Genomic DNA, 12,930 nt, shown 5'->3' on the forward strand with positions numbered 1-12,930 from the left:
GTCAGACCTTCTTGCGCAGTTTTTCGCCAAAGAGGCCGTTGGGCTTGAGCACCAGCATGATCAGCACCACGATGTAGGGGGCCACGTCCTTGAAACCCTCGGGCAGATAGAAGCCCGAGAACGACTCGACGATGCCGATGATCAAACCGCCCACGATGGCGCCGGGCAGGCTGGTGAAGCCACCGACCACCGCGGCCGGGAAGGCCTTGAGGCCGATGAAGCCCATGTTGGCGTGCACGAAGGTGATGGGCGCGAGCAGCAGACCGGCGATGGCCGCCACGCTCGCCGCCAGGCCCCACACCAGACCATTGAGCCGCTTGACCGGAATGCCCATGTAGTAGGCGGCGAGCTGGTTCTGCGACGACGCCTGCATGGCGATGCCCAGCTTGCTGTAACGGAACATGGCAAACAGGCACAGGCACAGCAAGCCGGTGACGCCGATCACGACGATCTGCTCGGCCGAGACCACCAGCGTGCCCATGCGAAGCACCTCGCCGGCGTAGGGCACGGGCAGGGTGTGGGTGTCGGTGCCGATGTTGGGGATCATGGTGATGAGCCCGCGCAGCACGTAGCCCACGCCGATGGTCAACATGACGATGGAAAACGCGGGCTGCCCCAGGATGGGGCGCACCACCGCGCGTTCGAGCACCACGCCGAAGAGGCCCATGGCGATGATGGCGGCCGGCACCGCGAGCCAGAAGGGCAGGCCCAGCACGGTCATGGCTGCCAGCGCTGCGAAGGCGCCCACCATCATCAGGTCACCCTGAGCAAAGCTCACGGTCTCGGTGGCCTTGTAGATCAGCACGAAACCCAGGGCAATGAGTCCGTAGATACAGCCCTGGGCCGCACCGCTGATGAGCAGTTGCAGCAGTTGCACGCATGTCTCCTGTTGTGTTCTGGCGCCGCCGGTCGGAGAGGTCGTTGCTGCAAACTTTGTGGCAGGTCCCCCAGACGGTGTGGGCAATTTATAGCTGTCTTGCCCGGGACTGACGCTAGGGGTTCTCCCCCATCCAGAGTCCCACACGTGCCAGCAAGATCAAAGCCATGAAGTCCATACGCATCGGCGCCGGCCTCGGCTTTTACGGCGACAACTGGGAACCTGTGGCCGCGAGCATCGAGCGCGGCGGCGTGCAGTTCATCGCCAGCGACCACCTGGCCGAGCTCACGCTCGCCATCCTGCAGAAAGACCGGCAGCGCGACCCGGTGCTGGGCTACGCGCGCGACGTGGTGCCCATGCTCATGCAGCTGTGGCCACTGATGCGCCAGCACGGTGTGCGCTTCGTGTGCAACGCGGGCGGCCTGAACCCGCGCGGTGCGGCACAGGCGGTGCTCGCCGCGTTCAAGGCCAAAGGCTGGCAGGCACGTGTGGCGGTGGTGACGGGTGACAACGTGTTGCCGCGCCTGCAGGAAGCCGAAACCGGATTCGACCACCTGTTCACCCGCGAGCCCCTGGCCGGCGTGCGCGAGCGGCTGGTGTTTGCCAACGCCTACGTGGGTGCCCGACCCATCGTGGACGCGCTGGACGCGGGCGCCGACATCGTGATCACCGGGCGCGTGGCCGACGCCGCGCTCTTCCTCGGGCCGCTGGTGCACGGCCTGGGCTGGACGCTGGCGGGTGCCACCAGCGAACAGGACCTCAACCGCCTGGCGCAAGGCCTCACCGTGGGCCACCTGCTGGAGTGCTCGGGGCAGGGCAGCGGCGGCAACTTCGGCAGCCAGGGCGCGTGGCAGGCCATTCCCGATCTCGCGCACATCGGCTACCCCATTGCCGAGGTCTATGAGGACGGCACCGCGCTCATCACCAAGGCACCCGAGACCGGCGGGCGCATCAACTTCGACACCGTGCGCCAGCAGTTGCTGTACGAGGTGCACAACCCGCACGCCTACTTTTCGCCCGACGTGGTGCTCGACATGGGCCACATCACCCTGCACGACGAAGGGCACGACCGTGTGCGCCTGACCGGCGCGCGCGGCAGCGCGCCCACCGGCACGCTCAAGGTGGTGGCCGGCTTTCGCGATGGTTACAAGGCCGAGGTGACCTGGGGTTTCTCGTGGCCCGACGCCTGGGACAAGGCGCAGGCCGCGCAGGCCACCATCCGCACACTGCTCAAGGACAAGCGCATGGCGCATGACGAGCTGTATGTGGAGTACCCCGGCCTGAACTCCGCGCACGGGGCGCTTGCGCCATGGCCGAAGGCGGATGCGCTCAACCAGAGCAACGAGATCTGGACGCGCCTGGTGCTGCGCACGCAGGACAAGGCCGCGGCCGACGGCTTTGGCCGGCTGTTCCCCTGGATCGGCCTGAGCGGCCCGGCCTACACCTGCGGTTTCACGGGGCTGCACAACACCAGCGAACTGCTGGGCATCTGGCCCACGCTGATCCCGCGCGCGGCGGTGGAGGCCGGTGTGCAAATGGAAGTGTTGGGGGAAATGAGCCCCCACGCTCCACCGCCGCGCGGGTCGCTGCCCCCCGACGGGGCTGTTCCGGCTTGGGGCGGCCCTGCGCCGGATCGCGCAGTGAGCGTCGCGCCGGGCCGTTCCCAAGCAAGCTCGCACCGCAGCCCGCAGGGCGAAGGTACTGCGGGGAGCACCATCCGCATCCCCCTGGTGCGCATCGCCCACGCACGCAGCGGCGACAAGGCCGACTGGGTGGACTTCGGCCTGTTCGCGTGGAACGCGGCGGGCTACCGGCTGCTGGAACGTGAGGTGACGGCCGAACGCGTGCAGGCCCACTTCGCGCCCTGGCTGCCGGGTGAGGTGGACGCCTGGCCGCTGCCCAACATCCTGGCGCTCAAGTTCGTGCTGCGCGGTGCCCTGCAGGGTGGTGGTGCGCGCAACCTGCGGCTGGACAACCTGGGCAAGTCCATGGCCGGTGCGCTCTTGCGCATGGAGATCGAGGTGGCGCAGGCGGAGCTGGAGGAAGCCTTGAATGCACCGCGCGTGGGGTGGTGGCCATGAGCGCCGTCACCACCGATCAACAAGGCGACATCTGGATCGTCACCCTCGACCGCCCCGAGGTGCGCAACGCCGTCGACAGCCCGACCGCGCACGCCCTGCACGCCGCCTTCCTCGCGTTTGAAGACGACGCCAGCGCCAAGGTGGCGGTGTTCCACGGCGCGCACGGCCACTTCTGCGCTGGTTGGGATCTGCAGTACGGCGCGCGCCTCGCTGCCCAAGGCGACGGTGGCGGTCTCGACCTCGACTTCGAAGCCCACGACCCGCGCGCCCTCGGCCCCATGGGCCCGTCGCGCCTGCAGCTCACCAAGCCGGTGATCGCCGCCGTGAGCGGCGCGGCCGTGGCCGGCGGCATGGAGCTCGCGCTCTGGTGCGACCTGCGCGTGATGGAAGAGGACGCCTACTTCGGCGTGTACTGCCGCCGCTTCGGCGTGCCGCTGATCGATGGCGGCACCGTGCGCCTGCCGCGCCTGATCGGCATGGGCCACGCCATGGACCTGATCCTCACCGGCCGCCAGGTGGAGGCCGCCGAAGCGCTGCAGATGGGCCTGGCCAACCGCGTGGTGCCCACCGGCCAGGCGCGCGAGGCCGCCATCGCGCTGGCGCGCCAGCTCGCGGCGTTTCCGCAGGCCACGATGCGCGCCGACCGCGAGAGCGCCCAACGTCAGTGGGACCTGCCGCTGGGCGAGGCGCTGGTGCAGGAGTGGCAGCGCGGCAAGGCGCGCATTCCCGATGCGCTGGAAGGGGCCACGCGTTTTGCGGCCGGCCAGGGCCGGCATGGGCAGTTCTGAGCTGTTCGCCGAGCCCTGACGCGCTTCCCGCCGCTGCTGGATCGGTTTAGCATGCCAGCCGGTCTCTGACCCCGGGGAGGTGCACCATGAGCGATGTCTTTCTGAGCTACGCGAGCGAAGACCGCGAGCGGGCCGGGCGAGTGGCCAAGGCGCTGGGTCGCATGGGGTGGTCGGTGTGGTGGGACCGCGAGATCATCGCGGGTCAGGCCTTTGATCAGGTCATCGAGCGCGCGCTGGACAACGCCCGCTGCGTGGTGGTGCTGTGGTCGGTGAATTCCGTTGCCTCCGAGTGGGTGAAGAACGAGGCGGCCGCGGCCTCCGAACGCGGCGTGCTCGTGCCCGCGCTGATGGACAACGTGAAACTGCCGCTGGAATTCCGCCGCAAGCAGGCCGCCGATCTGCTGGGCTGGCAAGGCAACGAACTCCACCCCGGCTTTCAGGCGCTGTGCCAGGGTGTGGCCCACGCCCTGCGCAGCGCGGCGCCGTCGCCCCGCTCGCGCCGCGTGGTGCAACCCGCAGCCAGCCGTCCGCGCTGGGTGGTGCCGGGGGTGGCCATGCTGGCCCTGGTGTTGGGCCTGGGGCTGTACGCCGTGGGCTCATGGCGCGTCCCGCCCGCCATCACGCCAGCCCCGGTGACCGCCGCGCCCGCGCCCGCCCGCGAAGCGGTCGCCGTCCCACCGCCCACCGTCCAATCGCCGGTCGCGAACCCGCCCGCCACCGCGTCCGCACCCGCCGCAGCCGACGCGCCGGGCCTGGCCGATCTGGTGGTGGGCACGTACAGCGGAGATGTGATCGCGGATTCCCAAGGCCCGTCGCGCAGCGACGTCGAGGTGACCATCACCCGCATCGACCGCGCCACCGTGCGCGTGAGTTCGGACTACCGCCGCATCGAAGCGGTCGAGGTCAACCTGACCCGCAACGGCAACCAGATCTTTGCCGCCGATGGCAGCACACCCTTCATCGTGGACCTGGACCGCTCGCCGCCAACCCTGGTGTTCGACCCCCGCAGCGAACTGGCCTACCGCGGGACCCGGCGGCCATGAGACGCGCCCTCGTCCTCGGTGTGCTCTGTGGACTGGTGGCCTGCCTGACACCGGTGCAAGCCAGCGAGCGCTGCGGCGACGTGGTGACGATCGAGACCCCGGCGCGCAGCACCCTGCGTTACGCGTTCTTGCTCCCATCGGGTGCGCAGGCCGGTGGTGGGGTGACGCTGGTGTTGCTGGCGGGCGGCGCCGGGCATGTGGACCTGGACGCGCAGGGCTGCGCTCAAAAACTCAAGGGCAACTCGCTCGTGCGCTCGGTGCCGCTTTTCAACGCGGCGGGTTTCGCCACCGCGGTGGTGGATGCGCCCACCGACTTCCAGGGGGAAGACGGCCTGGGTGGCTTTCGCACCGATCCCCGGCATGCGAAGGAGCTCGGCCAGGTGATCGCCGATCTGCGCGCACGCACACGGGGCGCCGTGTGGGTGGTGGGCACGAGCCGTGGCGCGATCTCCGCGGCCAATGCGGCGTCGCGCCTGGCGGGCCCGGCCGCGCCCGACGGGCTGGTGTTGACCTCGGCCCTCATGGCCGGCCAGAGCGGCGCCAGGAAACCCTGGGTCGCGCAGTCGGTGTTCGATCTGCCGCTGGAAGACATCCGTGTGCCTCTGCTGGTGGTGGGGCACGCCGCCGACACCTGCGTGCGATCGCCGCCCAGCCTGATGGAACGTGTCGTGGCGCGTGCGCGCAGCGCGCGCCAGCAGGTGGTGACTGTGAGCGGAGGTCCGGCCAAGCCGCCCCCTGCGGGGCTGGACGCGTGCGAGGGTCGCACGCCGCATGGCTTTGTGGACCAGGAAGCCGAGGTCGCGGCAGGCATCGCGCGCTTTGTGCGCGGCAGCACGTACTAGCGCCCGACCCCTTCCTATGATGGTGGCATGACCGCTTCCGATTTCACCGCCCCAGCCGACGTGCTGGTGCTGCAACACCTGTTCGAGGACGGCCCGGGTTTCCTGGGCGAGTGGCTCGATGCGCAGGGGGTCGGCTGGCACTTGCGCTGTGCCGAGGCCGGCGAGGACTACCCCGCCTCGGTGCGCGGCTACCGGGGTCTGGCCGTGCTGGGCGGCGCCTGGAGCGCCAACGACGACCGCCCCACGCTGCGCCAGGCCGAGGCCCTGATCCGCGAGGCCGACGCGCTCGGCGTTCCCGTCATCGGCCATTGCCTGGGGGGCCAGCTCATGGCGCGCGCCTTCGGCGGCAAGGTGGACCGCCTGCCTCAGCCCGAAGTGGGATGGCTGCCCATCACCCGGCTGGACAGCCCTGCGTCGCGCGAGTGGCTCGGCGACGCGGAGCAGCCCACGGTCTACCAGTGGCACCAGGACGGATTTACAGAGCTGCCGCCCGGCGCCGAACTGCTGGCTTCATCCACCACCTGCGCGCACCAGGCGTTTGCCTTGCGGCAGCACCTGGCGATGCAGTTCCACATCGAGATCACGCCGGCCAAGATCAAGGACTGGCTGGAGACGCCGGGCCACGCCTACCCGGTCCATGTGCTGCTGCACCGCAACAGCGTGCAGGACCCGGCTTCGATGAACGCCGCCACGCTGCGGCACCAATCGGGCAGCGAGACCATGGCCGACGGCATCTACCGGGCCTGGAGAGCGCGCTGGAAAACCTGAGATCGATTTGTAGATAGACAAACTGTTTGCACAAATGTGGGCAGAATGTGTGGCCATCGCCGGATCCACCGGCGTCATGAAGAGGGTCACATGGTGAATGCCGAGGCTATCGACCGGTTGCAGGCCCAGGGCTGGAAGTCGCGTCAGCTGAACGGCTTCATGGGGCATTCCGGACCCTTGTGGACACGCCGCGAAGGCGATGGATGGGTCTATGGATTGCTCGCCGAGGACAAACATCTGAACCCCGCTGGCGTGGTGCATGGCGGTGCCCTTGCCACACTGATCGATCATGTGGTCAGCACGGTGGCCTGGGAGGCCTGCGCCCGGACGCCCTGCGTGACGGTGCAGCTGGACACACACTTCCTGGCCGAGGTGCGCGCGGGCGATTTTGCTTTGGCCCGGGCAGGCATCACGGCCCGCACCGGCAGCCTGGTCTTCGTGGATGGCCTGGTGCAGGTGGAAGGCCGGACCGTGCTCACCGCGCGCGGTGTCATGAAGATGCTGCGGCCCGATCGCACGCCCTGAGCGTCGCATCCATCGCCGCCATCGCGCGGTGAAAGCCGCCAGTCCCACCTCTTTTGTTGTTCCTCTGCCGCTGTCCTGAGACGACAGGGCCGACGTGTTTCTTCGCCGTTTTTATGTTTGTCTATGTACAAAACATAATGCTATTTGACAAAACAGTAAAACGCAGAAAGAATTCATCCCAACGAGACGAACAGCGAAGACCATGAAAAAACTGACCGAATACACGAGCTACGCAGATGCCCAGGCGCATTTCTCCAACGACAAGTTGTGGGAGCTGTTCGATGGCAACCGCGAGGTCCTGAACATCGGTCACGAGTGTGTGGACCGTCATGCCACTTCCGGGCGCGACGCGGTGATCGTGGTGCGTGCCGAGGGCGCCGACGAGACGATCACCTACGCGGAGCTGGCCGCCGATTCATCGCGCTTCGCCAACCACCTGGTGTCGCTCGGCATCCAGCCGGGCCAGCGGGTGGCGATCATGTTGGAACCCTCACGGGCGTTCTATGTCGCCATGTTCGGCGTCATCAAGAGCGGCGCGATTGCGGTGCCGTTGTTCACGCTGTTCGGCCCCGACGGCATCCGGCTTCGCGTCAAGGACTGCCAGTCCGCCTTGCTGGTCACGAACGACGAGAAGCAGGAAGTGGCGCGGTCCATCGTCGGTGACGGTGTGCTGGTCTTCGACCACGACTTTCTGGCCTCCATCCAGCACCTGCCGTCGACGTTCGAGGTGAAGACGCGGGCCGATGACCTGGCGGTGTTTCAGTACACCTCGGGCACCACGCGCGAACTGCCCGACGCGGTCAAGCACTCGCACCGCGCCCTGGTCACCTTGATGGTCGCCGCGTTGTACGGCACGGGTCTGCGCCCGGGAGACCGCTTCTTCTGCCCCTCTTCGCCGGCCTGGGGGCATGGGCTCTGGCACGGAACGCTCGCGCCGCTCGCCCTGGGGCTGACCATCGGCGCCTACGCCGGCCGTTTCAACCCGGAGCGCTTGTTGCATGCGCTGTCCGAACACTGCTTCACCAACATGTCGGCCGCGGCCACGCACTACCGCATGATGCGCAACAGCGGCGCCGCGGACCGCTACACCTACACGCTGAAGAAGCTGTCGTTCACCGGCGAGCCGATCGACGACGAGACCGCGAACTTCGTGCACCAGACCTTCGGGCTCGAGGTGTGCAGCATGTACGGCACGACCGAGATCGGTGTGGTGCTGGCCAGTTACCCCGGCGCGCCCGATTTCCCGGTGCGCCGCGGCTCACTCGGCAAGGCAGTTCCAGGCACCCAGGTGGTGGTGCAGGACGCTGAAGGCCAACTGTGCCCGGTGGGCACCACGGGGCAACTCATGGTGCTGCGCCGGGGTCAGTGGATCCCGACCAAGGACCTGGGCCGCATCGACAGCGAGGGCTACTTCCACCACGGTGGGCGGGCCGACGACGTGATCATCTCGGCCGGCTGGACCATGAGTGCGGTCGAGATCGAGAACGTGATCCTCATGCACCCCGATGTGCTGGAAGCCGCCGCCATTGGCGTGCCCGATGCATTGCGCGGCCAGGTCGTCAAGGCCTTCGTGGTCAGCCAGCGGGCGGGCTCCGAGGCCTTCACCGAAGAAATCCAGAACCTCGTGCGCAACAAGCTGAGTCAGCACGAGTACCCGCGCCATGTGGCGGTGGTCGCCGAACTGCCCAAGACCCCCGCCGGAAAAGTGCACCGCAAAAAGCTGCGCGAGCAGGAGGTCGCAGCCGCGGCCGTCGCTTCGACCTGATCGAACGTCCCACCAACCCCGATTCACCCAACCCACTCAGGAGACACGTTTGTCCACCACCGAAACCCGCAACTTTCCCAAGATCACCGAAACGGGTCTTGACGAGCTTCGCCAGCGCATCGGCGTGAAGATCGGCCACACCGTCGAGCCGTGGTGCCACGAAGCCACGCGCGACAACATCCGCCACTACGCCCATGGCATCGGTGACGACAACCCGCTGTGGTGCGACCCCGACTACGCGGCCAAGACCCAGCACGGCGGCATCATTGCCTTGCCCAGCTTCCTGTTCTCGACCAGCCGCATCGTCTCCGGCTACGTCGGCGGCCTGCCGGGCGTGCACGCCATGTGGTCGGGCGCGGACTGGACCTGGCACAAGCCCGTGCGTCGCAACGACGAGATCCACACCGAAGCCAGCCTGAAGGAACTGGTCGAGCACCAGACCCGCTTTGCCGGGCGCGCCGTGCAGCAGACCTACCACGTGGACTTCTTCAACCAGAGTGGCGACAAGGTGGCCGAGGCCGACAGCTGGTGCTTCCGCACCGAGCGCGACCACGCCCGGGAGCAGGGCACCAAGTACAGCGAAGTGCGCGCGAGCGCGCCGCGCCGCTACACCGACGAAGAACTGGCCGAAGCCTACAAGCTCTACCGCGACGAAGAAATCCGTGGTGCCACCCCCCGCTACTGGGAGGACGTGAAGGAGGGCGAAGAACTGCCCGTGATGTTCAAGGGCCCGATGACCGTGACCGGCTTCATCGCGTACGCGCAGGGTTGGGGCGGTCTGTACATCCGCGCCAACAAACTGGCCTGGAAGCTGATCGACCAGCACCCCGGCGTGGGCATCAAGAACCGCTTCGGCATTCCGGATTGCCCCGAGCGTGTTCACTGGGAAGAAGACTTCGCGCTGGAAGTGGGCGCCCCGGGTGCCTACGACTATGGCCCGGAGCGCACCTCCTGGCTCACCCACCAGCTCACCAACTGGATGGGCGATGCCGGCTTTCTTCACAAGGCCAGCTGCAAGATCCGCCGCCACAACCCCGAGGGCGACATGCTGTTCATCAAGGCCAAGGTCAAGCGCAAGTTCGTCGAGAACGGCAAGCACATGGTCGAAATCGACCAGGAAGCCCGCAACCAGAGCGACGAGCTGTCGGTGGTGGGCAGCGGCATCGTCGTCCTGCCTTCCCGGGGTTGAATGCCATGTCCACGACCGCCGGTGGCGCACTGAAAGGCGTGAAGGTCGTTGACCTCACCCGGGTGCTGGCGGGGCCGCTGTGCACCCAGATGCTGGCGGATCACGGTGCCCAGGTGATCAAGGTCGAGCCGCCTTCGGGCGACGAGACGCGCAGCCTGGGACCGCCCTTCGATGGTGATGGCGACGCGGCGTATTTTCTGGCGCTCAACCGGGGCAAGCAGGCCATCAGCCTGGACTTGTCCAGGCCCGAGGCGCAGGAGGTGCTTCACCGCTTGCTGACCGACGCGGACGTGCTGGTGGAGAACTTTCTCCCCGGCACCCTGGAACGCTGGGGTCTGGGCTACGAGCAGACCCTGGCCGAGCGCTACCCGCGCCTGATCCACTGCAGCATCACCGGATTCGGCAACGATGGACCGCTGGGCGGCTTGCCGGGCTACGACGCCGTGCTGCAGGCGCTGTGCGGACTGATGAGCATCAACGGCGACGAGTGCAGCGGCACGACACGGGTGGGCATGCCGATCGTGGACCACCTCACCGGTTATGTGGCCATGAGCAGCATCCTCATGGCGCTGCTGGCGCGCCAGGCCAACGGGCGGGGGCAACGCGTGGAAGCCACCCTCTACGACACGGCGCTGAGCCTGCTGTTGCCGCATGCGTCGAACTGGTTCGCGTCGAAGGATTCACCACGCCTGCTCGGCAGCGCACACCCGAACATTGCGCCGTACGACAAGTTCAAGGCTCAGGACGGCGAGCTGTTCATCGGCATCCTGAACGATGCGCAGTTTCGTCGACTGGGCGCTTGCCTGGGGCTGGAGAACCTGCTGGATGACGGGCGTTTTTCAAGCAACAGCCTGCGGGTGGTCAACCGCGCTGCGCTCAAGACGGTGATCGAGGCGGCCATCGCGGACCGGGACTGCGAGCCTTTGTGCGAAGCGCTGATGCGATCGGGTGTCCCGGCCGGTGCGGTGAATTCCGTGCCCCAGGCGTTGGCGCACGCCCACTGCGAACACCGCGACATCGTCGTGCGTCGTTCGAACTACACCGGCCTGCGCTCGCCCATGCGGCTGCTGGGCACGCCGGGCTCACCGGGTGTCAGACCCCCGGGCTTTGCCCAAGACACCGAAGCCATTCTGGTGGACCTGGGCTATTCGGAAGAAGACCGTCAACGATTGCGAGAAACGGGTGCCGCCCCCGGACCCAGAGCCTAGTTGCGATCCCGCCACCACAATAGAAGGAGACAAACATGCGATTTCTGAACCTGCTCATCACCGCCGCCCTCACGCTGACGACCTCGATGGCCGTCAACGCGCAAACCTACCCGCAACGGCCCATCAAGATCATCGTGGCCTACGCCGCGGGGCAGGGCACCGACATTGCCACCCGCTACCTGGCCGCGCAGATGTCGACCGATCTGGGCCAGCCCATCGTCATCGAGAACAAGGCAGGCGCCGGTGGCAACCTGGGCACCGATCTGGCCAGACAGGCCGCACCGGACGGCTACACCCTGACCATGGGCACCAACGCGACGCATGTGCTCAACCAGTTCCTGTACGCCAGGCTGCCGTTCGATCCGTCGCAGGACTTCGAGCCGATCGCTCTCGTGGGCACCTTTCCCATGGTGATCGCGGTCAGCGCCACGTCACCGCTGACATCGGCGGCCGAACTGGTGAACCTGGCGCAGCGCAGCCCCCGCAGCGCGGACATTGCCATGCCGAGCACCACCGCCAGGCTGGTGGTCGAATTGCTGAAGGACCGCACGTCGGTGCCGCTCTTCGGCATTCCGTACAAGGGTTCGGCCAATGCCATGTCGGACCTGTTGGGCGGCCAGGTGCCGGCGATCGTGGACACGCCGACCGCGCTGCGGCCGATGCTGGCCTCGGGCAAGTTGCGCGCGCTGGCGGTCACGTCCGCCCAACCCAGTGGCCTGATGCCTGGCGTCAAGACCGTGGCGGAGCAGGGTTTCAAAGACTTCGAGGTGGTGGCCTGGAACGCGCTGTACGCCCCCAAGGGCACACCGCAGGACATCGTCACCAAGCTGAACGCATCGCTCAACAAGGTGCTGGCGCAGCCTGAAACCCGTCAGCGCCTGCTGGACCTGGGCTTTGACCCGGCCGGCGGCTCGCCGGCCCGACTGGCCGCCTTTGCGGTCAACGAGCGCAGGAAGTGGGAGCCGGTGATCAAACGCGCCGGCATCCAGGTCGATTGAACGGGCTGCGGCGGCTGCCCGGTTCAGTGGCGATCGAGCAGCAAATCCGAAATGGATTCGGCTTCCCGTCGCATGGCCGCAGCCAGCTGCGCCATGGCGGTGGCATGGAGCTGGCTGGACAGACCGACGGCCACCAGCGTGTGCATGAGCCGGCCCGACGGCTCGAAGATCGGCACGGCGACCACGGTGATGCCGCTCATGAAATTGTCGCGATCCGAACTCCAGCCGCGGGCCCGGGTCTCCTCAACTTCCTTCTTCCACTGCGCAAAGCTCGGCGCCTTGTCCCATTCGATGGCGGCAAACTTCTTGCGCAGCACCGTCCAGTTGTCGCCGCTGTAGGCCGCGATCAGGCGGCCGGTGGCACTCACCAATGAAGAAAACTGGCTGCCCACATCGGTGTGCATGCGAAACGGCTGGTCCGAACGCGACAGGGCCAGCACCACCACGGTCTGCTTGGGGGTGACCTCCACGCCCATCGCCGTCACGCCGAAGGAAGACGCCAGGCGGTCCAAGCCCGGCTGGGCGAGCTGGGCAAAGCTGCCACCCTTGAGCACGCTGCGCGCCAGGCTGATCATGCCGCTGCCCAGCGCGTAGTGCTTGGTGCCGGGCTCCACCTTCACGAGTTCTTCGCTCACCAGCACGCGCAGGATGTGCAGGCAGGTGCTGGGCACCAACCCGAGTTCATCGGCGATGGCCTTGACCCCCAATGACTGCTTGGTCCGGCCCAGCAAGCGCAGGATGGCGATCGAGCGGGTCACGGCGGGCACATCGCGCACGCGCACGCCCTTCTTTGCCGGTGGGGCGGGCTGTCTGGATGTTCTGGATTCGGCGGGCATGGGACGCAAG

Annotated in this window: 12 protein-coding genes; 10 read left to right on the plus strand and 2 right to left on the minus strand. The window is 67.4% G+C overall.

Translation table 11 applies throughout. The annotated features are described in order from the left end of the window. Position 1: 1 nt before the first annotated feature. Positions 2-877 (minus strand): branched-chain amino acid ABC transporter permease, encoded by an 876-nt coding sequence (locus V6M63_RS11430; RefSeq protein WP_332741854.1) that lies wholly within the window; start codon positions 875-877, stop codon positions 2-4. 167 nt (positions 878-1,044) lie between these two features. Here V6M63_RS11430 and V6M63_RS11435 point away from each other — a divergent pair, with 167 nt between their 5' ends. From V6M63_RS11435 to V6M63_RS11480, 10 genes are all read left to right on the plus strand, one after another. Next, entirely contained in the window at positions 1,045-2,958 is a 1,914-nt protein-coding gene (locus V6M63_RS11435; protein WP_332741856.1) for an acyclic terpene utilization AtuA family protein, read from the plus strand. Next, positions 2,955-3,746, plus strand: coding sequence for a crotonase/enoyl-CoA hydratase family protein (locus V6M63_RS11440; RefSeq protein ID WP_332741857.1), 792 nt, complete (start codon positions 2,955-2,957; stop codon positions 3,744-3,746). The genes V6M63_RS11435 and V6M63_RS11440 overlap by 4 nt, the downstream gene beginning before the upstream one ends. A gap of 86 nt (positions 3,747-3,832) precedes the next feature. Beyond that, the gene (locus V6M63_RS11445) at positions 3,833-4,789 is read left to right on the plus strand and encodes a toll/interleukin-1 receptor domain-containing protein (RefSeq protein WP_332741858.1); all 957 of its coding nucleotides are present in this window, start codon (positions 3,833-3,835) and stop codon (positions 4,787-4,789) included. Continuing rightward, positions 4,786-5,631 carry an alpha/beta hydrolase gene (locus tag V6M63_RS11450; protein WP_332741860.1) on the plus strand — a complete coding sequence of 282 codons (846 nt, stop codon included), beginning with the start codon at positions 4,786-4,788 and terminating at the stop codon, positions 5,629-5,631. Before V6M63_RS11445 ends, V6M63_RS11450 begins: the two co-directional genes overlap by 4 nt. 27 nt (positions 5,632-5,658) lie before the next feature. Continuing rightward, the gene (locus V6M63_RS11455) at positions 5,659-6,399 is read left to right on the plus strand and encodes a type 1 glutamine amidotransferase (RefSeq protein WP_332741862.1); all 741 of its coding nucleotides are present in this window, start codon (positions 5,659-5,661) and stop codon (positions 6,397-6,399) included. Between the two features lie 90 nt (positions 6,400-6,489). Further along, positions 6,490-6,924, plus strand: coding sequence for a PaaI family thioesterase (locus V6M63_RS11460; protein ID WP_332741864.1), 435 nt, complete (start codon positions 6,490-6,492; stop codon positions 6,922-6,924). 202 nt (positions 6,925-7,126) lie between these two features. After that, on the plus strand, positions 7,127-8,689 hold the full coding sequence (locus tag V6M63_RS11465) for an acyl-CoA synthetase (protein WP_332741866.1): 1,563 nt from the start codon (positions 7,127-7,129) through the stop codon (positions 8,687-8,689). Between the two features lie 49 nt (positions 8,690-8,738). Next, positions 8,739-9,878 carry an FAS1-like dehydratase domain-containing protein gene (locus V6M63_RS11470; RefSeq protein WP_332741868.1) on the plus strand — a complete coding sequence of 380 codons (1,140 nt, stop codon included), beginning with the start codon at positions 8,739-8,741 and terminating at the stop codon, positions 9,876-9,878. A 5-nt stretch (positions 9,879-9,883) separates the two neighbouring features. Then, on the plus strand, positions 9,884-11,086 hold the full coding sequence (locus V6M63_RS11475; protein ID WP_332741869.1) for a CaiB/BaiF CoA transferase family protein: 1,203 nt from the start codon (positions 9,884-9,886) through the stop codon (positions 11,084-11,086). A 35-nt stretch (positions 11,087-11,121) separates the two neighbouring features. Then, positions 11,122-12,084, plus strand: coding sequence for a Bug family tripartite tricarboxylate transporter substrate binding protein (locus V6M63_RS11480; RefSeq protein ID WP_332741870.1), 963 nt, complete (start codon positions 11,122-11,124; stop codon positions 12,082-12,084). 23 nt (positions 12,085-12,107) lie between these two features. Here V6M63_RS11480 and V6M63_RS11485 read toward each other — a convergent pair whose 3' ends face one another. Then, positions 12,108-12,920, minus strand: a complete 813-nt coding sequence (locus V6M63_RS11485) for an IclR family transcriptional regulator (protein WP_332741872.1) — start codon at positions 12,918-12,920, stop codon at positions 12,108-12,110. Positions 12,921-12,930: the final 10 nt, after the last annotated feature.

The sequence above is a fragment of the Hydrogenophaga sp. genome (assembly GCF_036675665.1).
In the GTDB taxonomy this organism is placed as follows: Bacteria; Pseudomonadota; Gammaproteobacteria; order Burkholderiales; family Burkholderiaceae_C; genus Hydrogenophaga.